This window comes from Sphingobacterium siyangense (assembly GCF_007830445.1).
GTDB lineage: Bacteria > Bacteroidota > Bacteroidia > Sphingobacteriales > Sphingobacteriaceae > Sphingobacterium > Sphingobacterium siyangense.
Genome location: NZ_VLKR01000006.1, coordinates 1 through 22,261, shown reverse-complemented (window position 1 = coordinate 22,261; position 22,261 = coordinate 1). Strand labels below are relative to the sequence as shown.

The window sequence follows — 22,261 nt, the reverse complement described above, 5'->3', positions numbered from 1 at the left end:
TTTCGTTAAAAACTAAATTCAACACCGAAAGTGTACGTTTTTGCCAATGGTGTTTCCCAGCCCCGCGTACCAAATTGGTTAACTTCCGGATCCATATACTTGTATTTCGAAACGGTCAACAAATTGCTTCCATTGAAAAATACCCTTGCATTGGAGATACCAGCTCGTTTTAAAAAATCATTTGGTAATCTATAGCTCAACGAAATGTTTTTTAATCTAAGATATGACGCGTCAAACAGTTGTCTACTGCTGATCTGGTTCACATCTTCCAGATCTCTTCCGGTAACCATTGGGTAAGTTCCATCCGTATTTGAAGGTGACCAGCTATTTTCTGTAAAATAAGCGGCATGAATTCGTTCCCAATAATAGCCGTCATCGGCAACATCTTTGGATGTAGCATCATAAAGTTTGCCGCCAATTTTATAAGCAAAGTTCAATCCCAATGAAAAGTTTTTATAATCGATGTCAGAATTTATACCGCCATATAGTTTAGGATTAGCATTTCCGATGATGGTTTGTTTAGCTTTTTTGTAATCATAACTTGCCGCTTTTCCGTTAAAGATAAAATCGCCATCAGTGCCATCGTTTGTATACCAGACGTTTTTGCCATTGGTTTGATCTGTACCTGCCCATTCTAGACCAAAGAATGATAAGGACGATTCTCCTTCGCGATAAATAAATCGAGCTCTATCGTCTCCACCAGTGGGATCATACCAGACGATATCTCGTCCACCATATAATTTTGTAATCTTGGATCTGATGATTGCGGCATTTGCACTTAATGTCCATTTCCAATTTTCATTTTTAATGATATCTGAACCTAATTCAATCTCTATACCTTTATTGTTCATTTCGCCAACATTTCGCAATATGGAGCCGAAACCAGTAATTGTGGAGATCGGAACATTCTGTAAGAGATCCTTCGAGTCTCTGTTAAAATATTCAATTGTACCAAATAGTTTATTGTGGAATAGGCCAAATTCTAATGCGACGTTTGTGGAGTAATTTTTCTCCCAAGCTACGTCCGGATTGCCTAAATTATTTAGCCCACCACCTGGCTGTGTCATATATTTGTTGGAATAACTTGTTAAATTGCGCCAGGCAAAAAGATCCGTAGGTAATGTTCCATTTACCCCATAGGAACCTCTAATTCTTAGGTTATTGATTTCCTCAATCTGTTTAATAAAAGATTCCTTGGCCAAATTCCAGGAAGCAGCTAAAGACCAAAAGTTGCCCCAACGAGGACCTGGTGCCAAGCGGGATGAACCGTCCCTTCTAAATGATGCCGAGGCAAAATAGCGTTCATCGTAGTTATATTCCGCCCGCGATAGTACAGACATCATATTATTGCCCCAAGAATAGGCGGACGCATCCAATATACCTGCAGTGGCGACTGTATGAAGTGATGAGGATGGTAAATCTTTACCTGTAGCACGGATAAAATCAGTCGTGTTTTTTTCAGCTTCGAAACCAGCTAATAACCCAATATTATGCAAGCCAAGGCTTTTGTTGTAATTGGCGGTTGTGGATGATACCAATTTTTCAATAGACGTAGACACCTCTGTGACCCGGCCATTGTCTGCCATACCGTTATAATGTTTAGCGCTATAATAGATGTGATCTTTGACCTCGGTTCTGTCATAGGAGAAAATGGTCTTCAATGTAAGTTCAGGTAACAGCTTTAATGATAAAGATTCTATAGCTGATAATTTACTTGTTTTCGAAGAGTTTTCCCATTCCTTGTTGTAATACAACGGATTATAAGCGAGACTACCATAGCGTGCTGTATATTCGTTACCTGTTTTATAATCAGTTGGCCAATACATCTGCCATAATAAATTACTCGCTTGATACAGGTAATTTGTTCCTGTATTCCTGGTGTCATTCATCCCAATAAGCTTGTTTTTAGCGTAGTTGACGTTTGAACCAAATTCGAGATATTTCCCAATCTTTTGCGTTAAATTAATCCGACCATTGATTCTGTCGAAGTTATTCTCAATAATCCTGCTTTTGTCTTGCGTGTATCCTAAAGACGCATAGTAATTGGTTTTTTCTGTTGCTCCGCTTACCGAGATATCGTTGCTGTTGAATATCCCGGTTCTAAACAATGCTTTGTTCCAGTCATAATATTGACCATCTCGATTCTCTACACCATCTGTTTTTCCTGAGATATGTACATTTTCCCATTGTGAGGTTCCATCTGTGCTGAATTGATAGCCATGAATACCAAAACCATAAGAAGAAGTTGGTTTACCGTAATTTGCCGAATTTGGATTCCAGTCCAAAGAATTTAAGCGAAATAAGGTGTTTTTATTCGCCTGTTCAGCCGTTTGACCAGCTGCTATTCTAGAGTCGTATAAAACACTATAGAGCATATTGATTTGATCCTGTACCGAAGCAGGTTCATTATTTTTGGTTGCCCAGGAAGGACTAATGCCGATAGAGGACTTGACATTGATCTTTGGATCTCCGTTTTTCCCCTTTTTTGTGGTGATGATGATGACACCGTTTGCCGCGCGGGAACCATAAAGGGATGATGCGGCAGCATCCTTAAGCACAGAAATAGATTCGATATCGCTGGGATTTAATGTGCTCATAACGTTGTTAGTATTGACAATATAGTCGCCCATCTGTCCGACACTACCCGAAATGACTGGAACACCGTCAATGACATAGAGTGGCTCGTTCGACGCGTTCATAGAGCCTATGCCTCGAATGCGTATAGCTGAAGTTGCACCTGCCTGACCAGATCCATTTGACATTTGCAGACCTGCAACACGGCCAGTAAGAGCTTTTTCAAAAGAAGTGACAGGTTGTTTATCAATGGCATCTGATTTTACTTGTGCTGCCGAACCTGTATAGGTACTCTTTTTAGTCGTTCCGTAGGCAATGACAATGACTTCGTCCAATGCCTGTTCATCACTGCTGAGTGAAATACTAATGGTTTTTCGGCCATTGACCTGAATTTCTTGTGGACTATAACCTACTGCAGAGATACTTAATATCGCGTTGGTGTTTGCGTTTAGCGTAAACAGGCCATTTTCGCTTGTTGAGGTTCCTTGGTTAGCGCCTTTTACATTAATTGTAACTCCGCTAATTGGTTTTCCGTTGCTGTCTGTTATTTTACCAGCAATTTGGATCTGTTGCGCATATAAAGACTGCATCGAACTACAGGCTATGAGACACAACGTTGTGAGCACATGTTGTTTCATAAAAGTGTGAATTGATTAATTTAGTTTGTTAATATTTTGGTGCTGTCGGATGTTGGTCAAACTTGCGATAGCAATTCAGTGCAATCTTTTCTTTAAGAAAAAAACATTGCACTGAATATAGGGTTATTTTCTTACAATTCCAATCCCCGGACGGTCGGGGAGAAGGCAACTGCCATTTACCACGGTCATACCGTCGTATATATCATTTCCAATTAATAAAGCACCGTCTAGATCTGCCCAGTCTGTTAATGGTGCAAGTTGTGCAGCTGCACTGATCGCGCAGGAAGTTTCGGTCATACAGCCGATCATAACTTTCATTTCCAGAGAACGCGCAAGCTCAGCCATGCGTTTGGCTTCCCGCATGCCAGTACATTTCATCAATTTAATGTTGATACCCGAATACACACCCTTTAATGCGGGGACATCCACAAGACGTTGACATCCTTCGTCGGCAATAGTTGGGATAGGGCTATGCTCAGTAAGCCATGCATTGTCGTCTATCTGCTCCTTAGGCATTGGCTGTTCCAAGAAAGAAACATTTCTTTCTGCAAGCCAATGTGCCATTTCGAGAGCCTCTTCACGTGTTTTCCAACCTTGATTGACATCGGCACACAATGGTCGATCGGTAACCTGACGGATAGTATCGATGATCATTTTATCCGTATCGAGACCCAGCTTTACTTTCAAAATTTTAAATTGATCCGCTTCCGCTACCTTTTTACGGATCATTTCTTCCGTATCAATCCCAATAGTATAGGATGTCGGAGGGATAAGATCCGGATTTAATCCCCATATTTTATAATAAGGTTGATTCATTATCTTCCCTAATATATCATGTAATGCAATATCAATAGCGGCTTTTGCTGCGGTATTTTTCAATGCAAGCTGATCGATATAATGGAGAATCTCCTCAGTTTGAAAAGGAGAGTTGAAGCCTGTCAGATCGATCTGATTAAGGAATGATAAGACACTTTCCTGCGATTCGCCTAGATAGGGTGGCATACTCGCTTCACCATAACCCACAATGCCGTCATACTCTAGCTCGGTCAATACAACCGGTGTTGTGCTTCGACTAAATGAAGCTACAGTGAAGACATGGCGCAAAGTTAGCGTGTAAGGTCTAAACCTCAATTTAAAGGTTCCAAAATCTTTACTAATCCATTCAGATTGATTGCTCATCACTATGTTTATTTATTGTTGTAATAATTGCTTTCAACGACCTTCTGTATTGCGCTATCCCGTGCGCCAAGGTAACGACGGGCAGCAACTACAGTCCGCGTTTGGAAATCATCGTAGTTTGCAGCGTCCTTAAGCATACTGTTGATCCGGACCAATCCGGCAGCGTGAATAAAAGTTCCATTGCCGATATAGAGTGCAACATGTGTTACACGTGCATTAGGATTGCTATTTTTGCCTGCCGCAAAGAATAATAAGTCTGCCGGTTTCAGATTTTTAAGTGCTTTCTCAGGGTCGAAATGCCCTTCTTGATCTAAAATGTCGATTTTTTCACCTGCAAGTACTTGTTGCGATGCATCTCGCGGAATTACGAAGCCGTTCATAAAGAAACTTGTTTTAGTAAAACCGCTGCAATCTACGCCTTTTACTGATGTCCCACCCCATAAATAGGGTAGACCCAACATTGTTTTTGCACTGGCAATAATATTTTCCGCCGTAGGTTGGCGTGTTTCAAACCAATTTTTTAAGGTTAGACTTTCTGATTTTTTAATATAACCTAAACGTCCATCCGGATAGGCAATTTCATAAAAATTGCCTTTCTGTCCTTTCAATTGAAGGATGTCACCATAAACGAGATCAGATACCCGCTGGCTTTTTTCATTGGGTTCAGAATATGATTTTCCAAATTCAGCTGTATAAATCACTTTTTCCGCTTGTCGCCAATTGGCCAGCATGGTTTTGTCCATGGCTTCAATAGACGAACTAGGAACCCATGCGATATAGCCGTCGGGTGTACGGACACGGTAGTCACCGCTCTTTTTTTGAAGAAGGTCAACTTGCGTTCCTAATAAAACCTGGCTAGTCAGCTCGGCAGCATTATCTGGAAATGTGCGCATATTTGCGACGGAGAGTCTGATTACTCCAGTCGTTTTTTCGCCTACACTTGCATCGGGCAAGAGCTGTACTTGAATATTGGCTGATATATCTTTTGCCTTTTGCTCTAAAACGAATTTAGCATCTTTTTCAGTTGTTTCGAGCACATATTGGTTCTGTGCTATATCCGCTTTCTGGATGGCCACGATCTTGGTTCTTTTATCGGGAGCAAATTCACGTTTTACGTTTTCTTGCAACTCTTTGATCGTGAAATAAGTCGTGGAATCTAGCTGCTGCGCCTGACTGCTTTCAACCCCTATAAGGCTTGCATAAGCTAAAATAGCGAATTTAAGAGTGTTTTTCATGCGAATTAGTTTGTTTCTAAAGATAGGATTAATTCATAATATAAGTCAATTTTTATTGTCGATTTTTAAGTGATTTTGATGTTATGTTGCTAAAAAACGAATTTTTAGGTTTAATTTTAATTAAATCATCTATTTGCTAAAACCATTTTGTAATATTGCTTATTGATTGTGACGGCAACATTCTTCTTCCGTTTACGGCGAAGCTGTAAAAATGTAGCATAACATTTTACAGCGGATATTGACGAAGTAGGTTTGGGGGAGATCTGATGCAAGATAGTGTAATATGCTAGAAAAGAAAGTGATGCTCTTGTACAGTCAATGATGAAAATTTCTTGTATTCGGTAGACTGAAAGCAGTTTTAATGATTGTTTTTTGCCGGATTAATAAATAGCGATAGTTTTATAAAGTAGTAATAAGGAAATGAGTTCAAGACGTGATTTTATTCGGCAAGGTTTGATTGCTGCGACGACAATGGGGACATTAACCGCATTTGATGCGAAAGGATTGACGATTGCAGCAAAAGGCAGTGTTAAAAAATACCCTATTGTAATTTCAACTTGGGACTTTGGGATCGCAGCAAATAAAGCCGCTTGGGAAATATTGTCCAAAGGAGGCAAGGCATTGGATGCGGTAGAACAAGGTGTGCGTGTACCCGAGGCTGATCTCAAGAATATGACAGTGGGTAAAGGTGGTTATCCCGATCGCGACGGTCACGTCACACTTGATGCTTGTATCATGGATGCGGATGGTAACTGCGGTGCTGTTGCCGGAATGGAAAAAATTGGACATCCAATATCTGTAGCACGGCTGGTTATGGAAAAAACACCCCATGTCATGCTAGTAGGCGAAGGCGCATTGCAATTTGCGTTAGAAAATGGTTTTAAGGAAGAAAATCTACTGACCCCGGAAGGTGAAAAGGCCTGGAAGGAATGGTTGAAAGAGAAAAAATACAAACCTGTAGCCAATGTTGAAAACCAATCTTTTGCCGCAGAACGTTTGCCGGGAAATCAATACAACCACGATACGATCGGTATGTTGGCGTTGGATGCCAATGGAAATATTTCTGGAGCCTGCACCACGAGTGGTATGGCTTTCAAGATGCATGGTCGGGTAGGAGATAGCCCTATTATTGGAGCCGGACTTTATGTCGATAATGAAGTTGGGGGTGCTACTTCGACCGGAGTTGGTGAAGAAGTTATCCGAAATGTAGGTAGTTTTTTGGTAGTCGAATTGATGCGTCAGGGTTATTCTCCCGAAGATGCCTGTAAGGAAGCTGTTATGCGTATCGTGAAGAAGAAGCCTGCAATTGCAAAGGAAATCCAAGTTGGATTCTTAGCAATTAATAAAAAAGGGGAATATGGTGCCTATGCGCTACAACAAGGTTTTTCCTATGCGGTTTGTGACAGTAAACAACAAGATTTATTGATTAAAGGAAAGCACTACTATAAATAGTAAAAATAGGGGCTTACGGGTTCGAGGAGCGATGATAGCAAGGTATATCATTGCCGATTAATCATTATATTTGTCTAAACTTATAGCCGCAGCTGATGCATCGGCTATAGGTTTATAAAAGTAAGAGTAAAATACGCAAGGTTATAAAAGTATGAAAGCAACATTTGGAGGAGGATGTTTTTGGTGTACAGAAGTTATTTTCCAAAACACTGAAGGGGTAACATCGGTATTACCTGGTTATATGGGGGGACATGTAGATAAGCCGACTTATGAGCAGGTCTGTACGGGGACAACTGATCATGTTGAGGTTGTCGAGTTAGAATATGACGAAGAGCTGGTGAATTACGAAGATCTCTTGAAAATCTTCTTTAAGACCCATAACCCGACAACATTAAACCGTCAAGGTAACGATGTGGGTACGCAGTATCGATCAGTTGTTTTTTATCATAATGAAGAACAGGAGATCTTAGCACAGAATTTTATCGATGAATTGGAAAATGAGGATGTTTACGAGGACCCTATTGTCACAGCGGTAGAACCTGCGTCTACATTTTGGTTGGCAGAAGATTATCATCATAATTATTTCAATGATCATCCTGAAAATCCATTTTGTTCAGTAGTCATTGCTCCAAAACTTCAAAAATTCCTAAAAGAATTTAAAGCTTAAAAAGACAATATTTTTAAAAAGACAATATTTAAGGTGTTGTATCCCAAAAAAAAGCTCGAATATTTATTCGAGCTTTTTTTGTGTATTTAATATGAGTTAGAACATTTCCATCTGTCCTTTATCATCGATTTGAATATCATTTGGATTGGTGATCTCCAATTTGATGTCGTCATTTTTTTCGGTTGACTCGACCTCTTTTTCGTTCACGGAACTGTCAACTTCTGTCGTCGTACTATCAACTGTTGGTTCTGTGGTATCAGTACTTGATTCGGCTGCCTTTTCTTTACTTTTTTGACTTAAATCTTCATCCGCTGTCAATAGTGTAACCGATTTTACGGTATGGAAAGATAGGCGGTTTCCTTGCGCTTTTATTCCTTTTACGTCAATAATTTCAGTCAAAGGCTGATCAAGCGTTTCTTCGGTTTGGGATTTGCCTTTTAAAATCTCCAATTTGACCATCGGTTCAGCCGCATTACTCATCAGGATTAGCTTAGACCCCGCATCTTCATTAATAAAGGAAATGCGTTTTCCAATAGGCTGATCATCAAATTTAAAACGTTTGACAAAGTACGTTCCGCTCTTGCCGTCCTTATGCACGACTGTATAGATATGGTCTGGATAATATTTTTCGATCCGGATCATTTTCTCGTCGAAGTGGTTGCTTAGATCAAAGTTTGCTAATTCGTAGCTACCATCCGAAAGGACTACTAATATCTTGTCGTCGCCGTCAAACTCGCCAAGGTATTGTCCACGCTCATCTGCGTTTAGACGTTTCATGATGGTATCGTACCATATTTTTCGTCCTGCTAGTGTGGAGACTCCAGAGCTTTTAAAGCTGATTTTTTTGACAGGATATTTTGATACAATGTTTCCTTGTGAAGCACGGCCCTTGATTGCAATCTCGGCAAAGTCCATGTCAAAATTCAACTTACGCAATTTTGTGTGCGGCTTAAGCTGTATATTAACAACTTCCGCTTCACCATTGGGATTGGCTGTGAAATACAGGATTTTTGAGCCCTTGGATCCCTTGGACACATCATATTCCTTATCTCGCGTAACTCCTACTACCGAGAAACGTTTGATAAAACTGGTTCCAGTTTCACCTTCTTTATAGATGGCGTTATAGATTGTCCGTTCATCACCTTTTTTGAAAACAGCAACGTGGATAATTCCTTTTCCAACAAATACTTTATCCTGAATTTTACTGACAACATATTTGCCATCTTCGCGGAATACAATAATATCGTCGATATCCGAACAGTCGCATACAAACTCATCTTTCTTCATTCCCGAACCAATAAATCCTTCTTCGCGATTGACATATAGTTTGGTATTTGCTAGCGCAACTTGGGTCGCTTCTACTTTGTCGAATACCCGCAGTTCAGTTTTACGCTCGCGGTCTTTACTATATTTATCACGCAATTTCTCAAACCATGCAATGGCATATTCCGTCAATTGCCGTAGATGACGCTTGACTTCCTTGATCTCATTTTCGAGTGTTTTCATCATTTCGTCCGCTTTTTTAACGTCGAAACGTGTAATACTACTCATTGGTTTATCGATCAATTTTTTGTAATCTTCTGGTCGTATCTCACGATAAAATTGATCGAAGAAAGGCTCAAATAAGCGATTCAGAACTTGCACAACAACCTCAAAGTCACCTGCATTTTCATAATCCGGATGCTTGTACATCCCCTCTTGAATAAATATTTTTAATAAACTACTGAAGAAGATTTTTTCTTGAAGATCGTTTAAACGAATCTCCAATTCTCGTTTCAATAAATTTTTGGTGTTTATTGTGTTTTCAGTCAGAATGTCGTTGACACTCATAAAGTGAGGTTTCTCATCCTTGATAACACAGGTGTTAGGAGAGATAGAGACTTCACAGGCGGTAAAGGCATATAATGCATCGATCGTTACATCGGGAGAAATTCCAGGAGCCAAATGTACAATGATCTCTACATTTCCCGCTGTATTGTCCTCGATTTTTTTGATCTTAATTTTTCCCTTATCGTTTGCGGTAACCACGCTTTCAATCAGACCGCCGGTTGTCGTTCCAAATGGAATTTCTGTAATTGCGAGCGTCTTTTTGTCGCGTTCTTCAATTTTTGCACGTACACGGATTTTACCACCACGTTGCCCCTCATTATAATTTGAAACGTCGGCCATACCACCCGTAGGGAAGTCTGGGAAGATATTCGGACGTTCACCGTGTAATACCTGAATTGATCCGTCAATTAGCTCAATGAAATTGTGGGGCATAATCTTGGTCGCTAAACCAACAGCAATCCCTTCGGCACCTTGAGCCAATAATAACGGGAATTTTACAGGAAGGGTGACAGGTTCGCGATTCCGTCCATCGTAACTTAATTGCCACTCAGTCGTTTCGGGATTGAAGACAACGTCATTTGCAAATTTGGATAATCTTCCCTCGATGTACCGTGGAGCAGCAGCAGAGTCACCCGTAATTGGGAAACCCCAGTTACCTTGACAGTCAATCAAGAGATCTTTTTGGCCCAATTGTACCATGGCATCACCGATAGAAGCATCACCATGTGGGTGATATTTCATCGTGTTACCAATGACGTTGGCAGCTTTATTATATCTTCCATCATCCATTTCCTTTAAGGAATGGAGGATACGACGTTGTACGGGTTTCAAACCGTCATTGATATGTGGTACGGCTCTGTCCAAGATAACATAGGATGCATAGTCCAAAAACCAGTTTTCGTATAGTCCTGATAAAGGTATCGTCTGACTTCCGCTCTCTGTTTTTCCTGATCCCAGTTCTTCTTGATTATCTTCCGTTGGGAAGTTCGTTTCGTCACTCATTTACTCAGCAATAGATTAAATTGTACAATACAGAAATGTTCGAAATAGTATTTTATTCGAACGTGTAAAAATACAAAACCATTTTGTTTTATCCCAGCGAAACTATGAAAAGTTAAAAAAATTAGTTTTTAAAACTAATATAATTAGCTTGTTTCGTTGTCAGTGGCCAAATCATACCAATAACAGGGAATATCCCATAGATCGAAATGAAATTCTTCAGTCACCTGAAATCCTACTTTTTCCAAGACATGTCTTGAACCCAGATTTCCCGTATGTGTGATGGCATGTACTTCAAAATGGGTCAGCTGTTCGCTGTAATATTGCATGCAGGCTTGTGCAGCTTCTGTCGCATAGCCTTTTCCCCAAGATTCCGTTCTGAAACGGTAACCAAGGTCTAAAAAACCGATACGTCCGTTCTCCAATTCGTCAATATATTTAAATCCCGTCCAGCCTATCCATTGATTGCTTGATTTCTCAACGACCCCTAGACGGCCTATACCGTATTTTTCATATTGTTGTTGAATAGGCGCGATGGCTTTTTTCATTTCTTCAATGGATTGAACAGGCTCCTTATTCAGAAAGGTATGAACCTCCGGCTGTGAATCCATCGCGAAAAAATAAGCGGCATCATCCATCTCTATTGGACGGATAATTAAACGTTCAGTTTCCAGTATAGGTAAGTGTTTTTCCATATTGTTTATCTCAAGTGTTAGGCATGCTAAAGCCACAATTTGTCGATATCTTTTTGTAGTATTTTTTCTTTCATTTCCTCCTCAAAGTCTCCGAACAGTTCTTTGTTAACAGATTTACTGATTCTGCCATTTTCGAGTACCAAGATTTCATCGCAGGTATCTTTTAGTGTGGAAAAGATATGCGACGAAATTAGGATCGTTTTACCCATCGCTTTTAAGCGTAATATAATCTCCGTAAGAATAATGCTGCTTTGTAGATCAATGCCATTAAAAGGTTCGTCAAGGATATAATAATTATTGTCCTGAAGTAAAGTAGCTGTCAGGGCTAGTTTTTTTTTCATACCCGTGGAATAGTCGCTCGCATACTCTTTTAAGGGCAACTCGAAAATATTTCTTTCACTGAGGTTTTTGATCTGTTTACCACGCGCATCTGTCAGCAGATAAATATACTCTTCACCTGTGAGCTTAGAGAGGAAATATGGATCGGAGGTCAGGTAACCTAAATTGTTTTTGAGCGGCGCCAAATCAGATTTTATACTTCCCGAGGCGGTTTCCAGTCCAGCAATACATCGAAACAGCGTTGTCTTTCCGGCGCCATTTTCACCGACGATACCATATACTTTTCCGCTTTCAAAAGTGTAAGTAATCTCGTGGAGCACTTGATGCCGTCCAAAGGACTTGCTGATATTCGTAAGCTCGATCATAAGTGGTTTTTTAGATTGTTGATTGCTTTGATATAATAGAAGGGCAAGAGCGCGAGGATCAAGGGGAAAAAGCTAAAACAAAGTGCCAATGCAAAACCTTCGGGGAAATTGATCTCCCGTGGATAAGCGACGTATTTTAAGGTGATTGCAAAAGGAAGCAAAAGTAATATTCCGCCCAATACAATACAGACATTAAATAAATCCGATGGAAAGATTATAACATACAGAAAAAGAAGGGGCAGTACCAAGAGTAGACATTGTAAAATTCCTCTTTTAAACTTTCGCATCAGAAAGACTGTTGGTGTATAATGGTTATTCCAAAGGTAAAAAATAGGTTCCGGTAATTGATAATAGAAAACACAGGCGAGCGCAATGCAAACCACACAAAATAAAACAAGATTGGAATTGGCCACATAAAAGCCGATTCCGGCCAAGAGATACAATACAAGCAAGAGCAGGTAGCTCCGTCGGAATCCGATGATAAATTCAAAAGGTTTTTTTGCGAAAGGTGTCGGAATAGATTTTCCGAAAGCCTTAAATGTCAAAAATGCAAAGATAATAGCCAAAATAGCTAATAACACTGCATAGCCCCATTGGTTGTGGAGGAAAAGAATGATGAAGGACGGCAGCGTTAACAAGCCATTTTCCAATATTCTGATTTTGTGGAAATCGTATTTACTGTATGTATTTTTGAGAAAGTCATTTCTGTTTTTTTCTGTGAGCAGAAACAGTGCTTGGAAATTGCCAAGCAGTAGGGCATAACAACCAAAAAGCGGATATTGAACCAATGCATAATAAGCAAAATAACATAATCCAAACAACAGGAGAAAGGCGAGCCAAACCGGCAGTCCTGTAGCGCGAATATGCCGAGACAGTAAAGTATATTGAAGCTTTAAATAATTGCTAACCATGATACGATCAAAAGTAAAAAATCGAAGTTAAAAACAAGGGACTGTTCCCTTATTTTTATTTCGGCCTTGCAACGATCGATTGTTGGTCGTTTTGACGCTTGAATTTCTTTATTTTACGGCCCTGTGTCTTTTCTGCCAGCTCAGCATATAGGTCAGAGCAAGTAGCAAAACTACTGCATTGGCATACATAATGACTGGAATTCGTAGGATAACATCACTATAGTACAATCCAGCAAGCAGTGCGCCAAGTCCTATTCCGGCTTCAAGGGAGATATACATGGTTGCAACCGCCTTGCCGCGATGTTCGGGTAAACTAAGGTCAATCGTCCAGGCATTCACAGCAGGGGAGAGTATACCCGTGCCTACACCATAGATGCTTGCGCCGATCATCATGCCAATGAAACTATTTCCAATGCCAATAGCAACGAGTGCAATCGCGATAATAACTATTCCGACAACAATAACCTTAGGTCTTCCATAACGGTCCGAAACTTTGCCGGAAACAAAACGTATCAATACTGACGCAATGGTGAAGGCTAGGAAAAATAGCCCTTTATTTTTGAGTCCAAGGTATTCACTCCAGTCGGGAATTAGGGTTAAAATGACTCCATAAGCGGTGTAAGATAAAAACGTGACGATTCCCGCAGGTAGTGCACGCCATTCAATGATATCTTTTCGGTTTATTTTGAGCATGGAGAGATTGAATTTCTCTTTTTTCGCCAGTGTTTCCTTCATGTTAATGACGATAAGGATGGAGAGAAGTGCCATGAAAGAAGAGCAATAAAACATCACATTGATACCAAAGGCCTCGAAAATAGCGCTGCCAATTGCTGGGCCGACAGCTGTACCGACGCTAAAGGCCAATCCATGCATCCCAAGCGCCTCACCCCATCTTTTTTGTGGAACCAGATCGGCGACATAAGCAGAAGTTGAGGTAGGTTTAAAACCAGTGGAAAAACCATGTATCAATCGTAAGAATAGAAAGCCCGCGACTGATGTTAAAATGGGATAAAGAAAACCACAGATGAAACAGACAATGGATCCAATGGCCATGACTGGTACACGTCCCCAGCGATCGGTCAATTTACCACTAAAAGGCCGCGAAATTCCGGCAGTCAATGTAAACAGCGCTATGATCAACCCTTTGTATTCTGCTCCGCCCAAACTGCTCAGATAATTGGGTAGTTCGGGGATGATCATATTGAAGCTAGAAGAAAATAGGAGTGAGCTTAAGCAAAGTAAAATAAATTGAAGCGTATAGATGGATTTCTGTTCAGCTGGCATGGCGCTATTTTTATCGTGTGTGAGTATTCAAAAAAGAATAATGGATTGTGGCGATTATCCATCCTTCTAGGGAATGGAGCAAATGTACAGTTTTTGGAACGATTAAGCGGTTTCTTTTGGTGGAAAAATAATAGAATTCTTTATATAAGATAGAAAATACGAAGGCGAGGACGTTAGTGCCTAAAAAAAGATTATTTTTGGGAAGACCCTTTATTTAGAACATGCAAGAACTTAGAAATCCTGGTGTTTATTTTGAAATTCCGGTATCGGATTTGAATCGCGCAATCGCGTTTTATAGCCAGTTATTCAATTTTACCTTTGAACAGGAAGATTTTGACGATAACCACATGGCTTACTTTCCATTTCAAGAAACCTTATCTGGGATTACTGGCGCCCTGGCGAAAGGCGAAATTTATAAACCTACACGCGAGGGAGTACTCCTTTATTTACATGTAGAAAACATATCTACTACGTTGGAAAGGGCCATGAGCTTGGGTGGAAAAGAGCTATATCCCGCCACTTTTCATGCCGATCTGGGATTTGCTGTTGCGGAGATTGAAGATTCTGAAGGAAATAGGATCGGGCTACATCAAAAGTTATAAGCGGCAATTCAGATCATATAGCTTACTAGATCAACTGTTGCCGGACTATTTCGCTGCAGAAGATGGTCGTTGCAACGGCTACGTTGAGTGATTCGGCTTGGCCTATGCGCGGAATAGTGATAGCTTGATCGATCAACGCTATTATTTCATCACTGATGCCATTTCCCTCGTTCCCCATAACAATTAGCCCCTCATTAGCCCACACAGTCTGATAAATGGATTGACCATTAAGTAGGGCGCCATACACTTTTAATCCAGTAGCCATAATAAAATCCGTTAAATCAGTATAGTGGATTTGCAGTCTAGCCAGTGAGCCCATGGTTGCTTGCACTACTTTAGGGTTGTAGGCGTCTACAGTTCCAATGGAACAGATAATATGTTCGATTCCAAACCACTCCGCCGTGCGGATAATTGTACCCAGATTGCCTGGATCCTGCACATCATCGAGTACAAGGCTAAACTTGTTTTTTAAATTACTTGGTACAATTTTCTGCTGTAAAGGAAGTTTGACCAAAGCGAGGATACCTTGTGGCGATTTCAGTGTACTAATCTTTTGGAATTCAGTATCCGTTAGTTCATAGGATTTTATATTATGCGAGATTTTACCCACTTTTGTGTTTGCGTCGCCCGTGTAGAAAATAGACTCAACCTCATAGCTTGATGAAATAAATTCCATCACGGATTTTATACCCTCAACGATAAACAGGCCGTGTTGTTTTCTATACTTTTTATTTTGTAGAGACGTTATTAGACTGATTTGCGCTTTTGACAACATTTTTATTGATGATTAAGTATCCTCGTTTTATCGGATTTGCAAGTATAACGCTTTTAGTGTTATTTTTTGCATCATGCCGTTCTTCAAAATATCTTGACGATGACCAAGCTCTGGTTACAAAAGTACAGATTTCTGGTGTCACCCCTGCATTGAAAGAATCATCCGAAACGTATATTTCCAATCAAATAAGACCTAATTCAAGGGTAAATCTATTTATTTACAATACGTTCAATACTAAAAACGGGCGTTATAAAACCAAGAAAATTCGGAATGTTGGCGAACCACCTCATTTGTTGGATTCGGCAATGGTCGATTTATCCGCCAATCAAATCCGACGCTTTCTATTTTCAAAAGGTTATTTCAAAGCTAAGGTCGAACCAACAATTTCAGTTTCCAAAAAGCGAGCACATATCGATTTTAAAGTGGATGAAGGTGTCCCATATCAAGTTAGAAATATAGATCGAAAATTTGAGGATGAAGATATTAAGGCAATATTTGAACGGGAGGTACTCCCCAAAACTGCTGTAAAATCCAATACCCAGTACGATGCCGCAAAGTTGCTCGATGAGCGGGAGAAACTTTATATTTCGATGCGTAACAATGGGTATTACGATTATGTAAGGCAATATATGCGTGCTGGGGTAGATTCAACGATCGATGGACCTTTGATCGACTTGAAAATTAATGTCGAAAATCCGTCTGACTCAACGATACATAAAAAGTATCAAATAGATAGTGTTTATATGACGATAAGGAATTATGGAACAATGTCGAAGAAGGAGCCTCGTCGTATAGTAGATTCTGCAAAACGTCTTTTATTTGTTGATGAAACAAATAGTTTCAGGTGGAAACCTTTGGAACGCTATATGTATCTACGCTCAGGTCAGTACTATTCCTTGCGGGAGGAAAATAAGTCATATGACCGATTGTATGAGATGAATGGTTTTCGTTCTGTCAAGATGCAGTTTGTCAAAAAAGATTCCAATAAACTCGATGTGCACTATGATTTCGTTCCAAGACCGCGGATGGGAAACCAGATAGAGGGCGAGTATACCTTTAGTTCGGGTATGAGCGGATTTAATATTGGAAATACATTCTCTCAACGTAATATCTTTGGTGGTTCGGAGCAATTGGAAGTGAAATTACGTTATGGTGTATTGTTTGATCCGCGCCTCGCAGGTGGGCTTTCCAGCAAAATATTCAATAACGATTTTCAAGCGGGCGTAAATTTGGTCATTCCTCGTCTGATGGTTCCCTTTCATATTAATCCAGGTGGAAAGTTTGGTTTGCCCAAAACGACCTACTCGATGACATTGCAGTTGTTCGATCAAGATAAAACCTATTCAAACCGCTATTTCATCACGTCGCTGAATTACTCATGGTATGAAACAGAAAATAAGTACCATAGTTTTACGCCTATTGTGTTGGAGTATCGGGATGGACGCTTGGATTCCAATTTTCGGAACAAGCTTGTACAGGAAGGTTATCAGCTGTATGTACGTAGCAACGACCGTCAGTATTTTGGTTTAGGGACACAATATACCTTTATCCTGAATGGTAAAAAATTGAATAGCAAGGAGGACTTTCAATATTTCAGAGGAACATTGGACGTGAGTGGAAACGTATTGGATCTTATTAGCTCCTTGGCAAAATTGCCTAAGAATGCCGATGGTGAGAAAAAAATATTCGGTGTGCCCTTTCTTCAATACGCCAAGACAGAATTCGATTATCGTTTATACCGAAATCTCGGTGGAAATAGGCAGTTTGTCTTCCGTTTTAATCCGGGGATAGCGATTCCTTATGGTAATAACTCTAAACTGTTGATTTTTGAAAAGAGCTTTTATAGCGGCGGGATGAATGGCATACGCGCATGGCAGGCACGTACCTTGGGGCCAGGTGCCTATAACCGGCAGAGTCTTAGTGAGGATTTGCGTTTAAACCTGCGTAATTTGGATCAACTGGGGGAGATTAAACTGGAAGCAAATGCCGAATATCGATTCAGGTTACTCAATAACTTCCTGGGCGCAAAGATGAATGGAGCAACATTTTTGGATATGGGAAATGTTTGGCGACTGAAGAAGGATGAAGAACTAAATCCGGGGGGGGAGTTTAAATTCAATAAATTTCTTGGGCAGGTCGCCATTGGTACCGGCTTCGGACTTCGTTTCGATTCGGACTATTTTGTCATTCGCTTAGATGCCGGGCTTAAACTAAAAGATCCGCAATTCTCAGGTGCTGATCAATGGGTTATCAAGCATTTCTTTGATTCCAAAGAATTTAAGGCCCAATATTATGAAACCCATAGGCCCGACAGGTACAATTTTATTCAATACAATTTTGGAATCGGTATGCCGTTCTAATGTCTAACTGTTTCGTTATGATTTACGTTGATCCCACCAGTTGATGGGACATTCAGACAAACCGCTTTGTTAACCGATGAGATTTTTGAGACTTGAAAATATTGATTCAAAAATTTTACTCAAATCCAAACCTTGGGAATGGTTGAATAAAAAGAAAACTATAGCCAGCGCGATGGCCGTCATAATCACTTTTTTAAACATGTAAGCTATTCCTAACACAATGGCCGGGATAATCAAAAACATCAATCCGCTAATGGCAAAAGGAGAGAGTCCGCTATCGCTCTTATAGATATAGAATAAACGTCCCTTGGAAGTTTGTTGATTCTTATGGCTAAAGAAAACAAAGGTTGATGACTCAATTTTCTGATTAGGGACAGCAACACCCTCATGAAATTGTAGTGGTTGCGAGAAACCATTGATGGTAAATAGGTAATTGCCATTAATGGTCTCATTGGTGTTTCCCAATGAATCCAATGCAACTACAGCCAGTTTTCCATTTTTGGAAAGGTTTTCTTTTACGATAAAGTTTTGGATATTTTGTTCTTGAGCAGCTGCCCAAAAAGGTATCAGTAACAGAAAAAATATAATCTTTTTCATCGTTTTATTTTTATTCAACTCGCTTATTTCCCTTTTTAGGGCCTATTTCCGTAGCGTCAATATCGTTTGGAAGATCAGTAGCATTAATATACTGAATCCGATTTCCTTGAAATGAGACTGCAATTTTAGGGATTTTAATTTTCTTTTGAAAATCTTTAACTATACGAATGTTGAAACCTTTGTAAATAGGCTCGAGGGTTTTTCATTATTCATCAGAAGAAGGTACGATCTCCTGCTTCAGTTAATCCTCCTTTTATTTTCTTCTATGGGTAAATTGTAAGTGTTATCCTCGTTGGGTAAAGCATACGAATTGCTTTTATCTGTGTCTTTTGCTAGTTCATCTATAATTAAATCGATAATATTTTGGTCCATCGTAACGTTGGATTATTCACTTATAAAATAGACTAATTTCTAGAAAAATTTAGTTCTTTGAAAGTTCTTGGATCAATTGCAATTTCACTGCGTCATTTAGAATACCTTTTGGATCATCAATGATTACCGTTCCAAAGATATCCTTTTTAATCGACGCCCGGTTTCCATTGTTATCGCTGGCTTCATAATTTCCAAATATATCCTTTCTAACTGAAACTCGATTTCCGCTATTGTCTTCTATCGTTTTACCACCTAGAATATCAGTTCTCACTGTGGTACGTTGACCATTACTATTTTCGATAGTGAGATTATCAAGAATATCTTTTGTTATCCGGCTTGAATTACCTTTGTTGTCTCGAATTTCCAGATTGCCGAAGATATCTTTGGATATCGTTGAGCTATTGCCTTGATTATCTCGGATGTCGAGACCTCCAGAAATATTTTTTGATACAGTTTTTACATTTCCTTTTTCATCACGTATTTCTAAATTGCCGTGTATATTTTTAAAAACTGTGGACGGACTTCTGTCTAGATTAGGAAGATCGAAATCGCCGCTACTGTTTTTTCTGACAGTAGTTTCACCTCCATCCTCATCTTTTACGACAATATTTCCTGAAAAGTCTTCTTTTATAGTCAGTTTAATACCACTCTTATTTACGGTTGTATATTCACCCAGGCTACCTCGTCTAAATTTAATGGTATTTCTCCACATATCTGAAAGAATAACTTCTCCCCAGCTATCGGTTTCTATTTTTATGGATTTTTTATCTAAGCCTTCTGAAATAGCCATTTTAATCATGTACTTTTTCATATTGTCAGAAGGGGGATCGGACCATATTCGGGTATACTCTTCCACTGTTGAAATTTTGGCTTCTGAAGTTAATGTAACTAATAGCAGTGAAAAACTGAATAAGAAATATATACGCATGATCTGTCTGTGATTTAATGTCAATATACGTTTTTTTGCGCTACTTTCATTATATTTAAACAGTAAGCGAATTAATTGATGTCAACTACGGACGAAACGGAACGGCTGGGCAAAGTAAAACCTTTGATTCTGAGGAAGCCCGTCTAAAGGATGCTGAAAAACTAATTGCGGAGAAGACTAAAAAAGGCTATTCTGAGAATGGTGCTGTAGATGCAGATAGCAAGGAAAGAGGATCCGCTGTTCGACAGTCAACGGCTGCCAGCCAGTTATTGAATTAGTCTAAGATCTCTTCGTATGTCAATGTGTTTTTACTCTTTGATACGCGAATAGTTATAAATGTCGGAACGATACCTTTGCCATTCGGACGTTACATGGAATAAATATAGGAATCTTTGTCGTGATAATTAGCGCGTAGTGTGTCACCTTCATATCTGTCTACTGCAGTGGTATGAACTTCTATTCTTTCATCCATTTTGTCACTCCAGCTTCGTTGATCAATAAAAGATTGTTTGTCTTTTTCGGAGATAGATAGTTCAAATTGATGTGTGTAATCTCTTAAGCCGCCACTTTGATTGGAAATAATTTTAAAATCATCTTTTAGCGTGATATGGTGTTCGCTGAGTAGTTTTCTTGCATCAGATTTAGAGAATAATAGATCATCAAATAGCAAGTATAGCGTGAATATAAGAAAATGCAAGATTAAAATAATCGAGACGATAGTTCCCAACTTTTTACGGCCAGACTTTTTTAGGATCCAGTACGTGAAATAGATGAATAGGCCTGGGATGCCAAACCATATCAAAAAAATCAGCGTGTATAGTGTATACATTTGTTAATAGTTATAATCCTAAAGCTCCTAATCCACGAATAATGTCTAAATAGATTTGCGGTATATCCACATCCCCAATATTTTTACGGATGACATCGGTAATACCAGCATGTGAGATACCCTGAGAAGCATGAATATGTTTAAAGTTTGCTCCCCAAACTGCACTTTCTAATGGGACCATCCCATCATTTTCACCTACCAGTCGCCTCAGGTATTTAAAACTCAAAGCATAGAACAAATCATCTTGTGGCTTAGTCATTGTCGAAGCAAAGCTCTGATAAAATACATTGTCCATATTGGGGTTGAGCTGGTTGAAAACACGCATTTCTTTTACACTGAGATCTCGAATTAGTTCGATTGGTGCGGGAGATTGCCCTCCAAATAAGAAAGAAAGACGTTGGATCAGTTTTTTTGTAACACAATCTCTGGATAGATGTTTTTCCATTAGATAGTCTGCTATTGGTGTTCCTAAGTGTGGTGTGGATATTGTGCTTAAGGAGGCTACCATTTGATGTCCCTTTAGCGTTGAAATAAAATAGCGGGTGTCGATCCCTCCTTTAGAATGCGCGATGAGATTAAATTTAGTGGCACCTGTTTTTTCTGCAAGATCTGACAGATTTCTTTTCAGCATCTGTGCATTGTTAGCCACGCTGCCCCAACCATCGGTCTTGCCATAAAAAAATGAGATATTGTTTTTTTTGAAAGTCTTGGGGATCCTGCCCCAAAATAAACTGTTATCCCCAGCAGCCGTGCCGTGGATCAGCTTTATCTTGCTATTTTTTGATCTGGATTGATTATATGAACAGGTTCTATAATTAAGCTATTCGACTCATTTTCATTAAAGGGCTAGTCTATTGTCAGGTCCGCCAATAAGTCCCGTCGACATATTCGAGCAAATCTACCAGTCCCTGAGGGATTGCCGGAAATGCTTCCTGGAGTTTCGCTAGATCTATTTTGCTTGCACCATGTTTAATCCGTTCAAAATGATCCCAGGTTTCTTCACCACCATTACTATAGTATGCTTTCTTTAAACCAGATAAATAATTGTCAGCTATTTTCATTTGCTTTTCTTCTTGTCAGTGAAGTTAGTCAAACTTGATGATAGATTAAAAGTAAATTGTCGTGTATCTCTTTTTCTGTTGATTTTTATAACGAACCTAAAATTTTAAAATATCGGAAGAAAAGTAGATAAAGATTGTTGTATAAAAGTTAGAAAGTTTTTGTTAATAATTCATTAAATGGTTAATTTAATGGAAATTTTCAATTATGAAATCTAATAGCCTCACATGTGTCCTAAATAAATTTTAGGATTGGATTTCTGTGGTACAGGCATAGCTTTTTTCATCATTTCGATATTGACCCCTATTTTTCAATCTGCGAAGATCTTTAGCTGTCCCTTTTTTCCTTTTATAGGCGGCCTGAAAAAGGGATCATCTATCCATTGCCAGATGTTTATTTTCACGAAGATATTCATTCTGATGAATGCGACCAGATTGGACAGGTTCCAGTCATATTTGGCCTTTTTTTGCAAGTATTTTAACAGTAATATGCCAATGAGTGAAGTCCAGATCTGGATCATCACTGCATTTTCAGAAGTCCCTATGAATGTCGATACTTTTAAGCGCTGCTT

19 protein-coding genes and 1 pseudogene are annotated in these 22,261 nt (G+C 39.4%); 5 read left to right on the top strand and 15 right to left on the bottom strand.

Translation table 11 applies throughout. The features are described from left to right. Positions 1-5 precede the first annotated feature (5 nt). The 3 genes from IQ31_RS07195 to IQ31_RS07185 all read right to left on the bottom strand — a co-directional run bounded on the left by IQ31_RS07195 (position 6) and on the right by IQ31_RS07185 (position 5,626). Entirely contained in the window at positions 6-3,212 is a 3,207-nt protein-coding gene (locus IQ31_RS07195; protein ID WP_145327580.1) for a SusC/RagA family TonB-linked outer membrane protein, read from the bottom strand. A 123-nt stretch (positions 3,213-3,335) separates the two neighbouring features. Continuing rightward, positions 3,336-4,391, bottom strand: a complete 1,056-nt coding sequence (locus IQ31_RS07190; protein ID WP_145327579.1) for a dipeptide epimerase — start codon at positions 4,389-4,391, stop codon at positions 3,336-3,338. An 8-nt stretch (positions 4,392-4,399) separates the two neighbouring features. After that, positions 4,400-5,626 carry a C40 family peptidase gene (locus tag IQ31_RS07185; RefSeq protein ID WP_145327578.1) on the bottom strand — a complete coding sequence of 409 codons (1,227 nt, stop codon included), beginning with the start codon at positions 5,624-5,626 and terminating at the stop codon, positions 4,400-4,402. 420 nt (positions 5,627-6,046) lie between these two features. Here IQ31_RS07185 and IQ31_RS07180 point away from each other — a divergent pair, with 420 nt between their 5' ends. Both IQ31_RS07180 and msrA read left to right on the top strand, forming a co-directional pair. Further along, entirely contained in the window at positions 6,047-7,078 is a 1,032-nt protein-coding gene (locus IQ31_RS07180; protein ID WP_145327577.1) for a glycosylasparaginase, read from the top strand. A 151-nt stretch (positions 7,079-7,229) separates the two neighbouring features. Beyond that, complete coding sequence (msrA, locus tag IQ31_RS07175) at positions 7,230-7,745, top strand: peptide-methionine (S)-S-oxide reductase MsrA (RefSeq protein WP_070567226.1); 516 nt, start codon at positions 7,230-7,232, stop codon at positions 7,743-7,745. Between the two features lie 96 nt (positions 7,746-7,841). On the opposite strand, the gene IQ31_RS07170 is transcribed toward msrA, so the two are convergent. The 5 genes from IQ31_RS07170 to IQ31_RS07150 all read right to left on the bottom strand — a co-directional run bounded on the left by IQ31_RS07170 (position 7,842) and on the right by IQ31_RS07150 (position 14,168). Beyond that, entirely contained in the window at positions 7,842-10,577 is a 2,736-nt protein-coding gene (locus IQ31_RS07170; protein WP_115047656.1) for a DNA gyrase/topoisomerase IV subunit A, read from the bottom strand. 143 nt (positions 10,578-10,720) lie between these two features. After that, complete coding sequence (locus IQ31_RS07165; protein WP_145327576.1) at positions 10,721-11,269, bottom strand: GNAT family N-acetyltransferase; 549 nt, start codon at positions 11,267-11,269, stop codon at positions 10,721-10,723. Positions 11,270-11,295: 26 nt separating this feature from the next. Further along, the gene (locus IQ31_RS07160; protein ID WP_112374219.1) at positions 11,296-11,973 is read right to left on the bottom strand and encodes an ABC transporter ATP-binding protein; all 678 of its coding nucleotides are present in this window, start codon (positions 11,971-11,973) and stop codon (positions 11,296-11,298) included. Then, positions 11,970-12,884: a hypothetical protein gene (locus IQ31_RS07155; RefSeq protein ID WP_145327575.1), complete on the bottom strand. Its 915-nt coding sequence runs from the start codon at positions 12,882-12,884 to the stop codon at positions 11,970-11,972. Before IQ31_RS07155 ends, IQ31_RS07160 begins: the two co-directional genes overlap by 4 nt. A 108-nt stretch (positions 12,885-12,992) precedes the next feature. Beyond that, entirely contained in the window at positions 12,993-14,168 is a 1,176-nt protein-coding gene (locus IQ31_RS07150; RefSeq protein ID WP_070567216.1) for an MFS transporter, read from the bottom strand. Between the two features lie 221 nt (positions 14,169-14,389). Here IQ31_RS07150 and IQ31_RS07145 point away from each other — a divergent pair, with 221 nt between their 5' ends. After that, entirely contained in the window at positions 14,390-14,770 is a 381-nt protein-coding gene (locus IQ31_RS07145) for a VOC family protein (protein ID WP_112374217.1), read from the top strand. Positions 14,771-14,795: 25 nt separating this feature from the next. On the opposite strand, the gene IQ31_RS07140 is transcribed toward IQ31_RS07145, so the two are convergent. Beyond that, positions 14,796-15,545, bottom strand: a complete 750-nt coding sequence (locus tag IQ31_RS07140; protein WP_145327574.1) for a TrmH family RNA methyltransferase — start codon at positions 15,543-15,545, stop codon at positions 14,796-14,798. An 8-nt stretch (positions 15,546-15,553) separates the two neighbouring features. Here IQ31_RS07140 and tamL point away from each other — a divergent pair, with 8 nt between their 5' ends. Further along, positions 15,554-17,905: a translocation and assembly module lipoprotein TamL gene (gene tamL, locus IQ31_RS07135; protein WP_145327573.1), complete on the top strand. Its 2,352-nt coding sequence runs from the start codon at positions 15,554-15,556 to the stop codon at positions 17,903-17,905. A gap of 69 nt (positions 17,906-17,974) precedes the next feature. Here tamL and IQ31_RS07130 read toward each other — a convergent pair whose 3' ends face one another. Beyond that, a complete protein-coding gene (locus IQ31_RS07130) occupies positions 17,975-18,502 on the bottom strand; it encodes a hypothetical protein (protein ID WP_070567618.1) in 528 nt (175 codons plus the stop codon). Positions 18,503-18,923: 421 nt separating this feature from the next. After that, positions 18,924-19,802 carry a hypothetical protein gene (locus IQ31_RS07125; protein ID WP_145327572.1) on the bottom strand — a complete coding sequence of 293 codons (879 nt, stop codon included), beginning with the start codon at positions 19,800-19,802 and terminating at the stop codon, positions 18,924-18,926. A gap of 74 nt (positions 19,803-19,876) precedes the next feature. Between IQ31_RS07125 and IQ31_RS28205 the strand changes: the two genes are divergently transcribed. Next, positions 19,877-20,080 carry a WGR domain-containing protein gene (locus IQ31_RS28205; RefSeq protein ID WP_083296024.1) on the top strand — a complete coding sequence of 68 codons (204 nt, stop codon included), beginning with the start codon at positions 19,877-19,879 and terminating at the stop codon, positions 20,078-20,080. An 89-nt stretch (positions 20,081-20,169) separates the two neighbouring features. Here IQ31_RS28205 and IQ31_RS07115 read toward each other — a convergent pair whose 3' ends face one another. The 4 genes and pseudogenes from IQ31_RS07115 to IQ31_RS27275 form a co-directional block, all read right to left on the bottom strand. Continuing rightward, on the bottom strand, positions 20,170-20,631 hold the full coding sequence (locus IQ31_RS07115; protein WP_070567207.1) for a hypothetical protein: 462 nt from the start codon (positions 20,629-20,631) through the stop codon (positions 20,170-20,172). A 10-nt stretch (positions 20,632-20,641) separates the two neighbouring features. Beyond that, a complete protein-coding gene (locus tag IQ31_RS07110; RefSeq protein ID WP_280176847.1) occupies positions 20,642-21,346 on the bottom strand; it encodes an esterase/lipase family protein in 705 nt (234 codons plus the stop codon). A gap of 142 nt (positions 21,347-21,488) precedes the next feature. Continuing rightward, positions 21,489-21,692, bottom strand: a complete 204-nt coding sequence (locus tag IQ31_RS07105) for a hypothetical protein (RefSeq protein ID WP_145327570.1) — start codon at positions 21,690-21,692, stop codon at positions 21,489-21,491. A gap of 308 nt (positions 21,693-22,000) precedes the next feature. Continuing rightward, positions 22,001-22,261 (bottom strand): annotated as a pseudogene (locus tag IQ31_RS27275) (hypothetical protein); the annotation flags it as partial.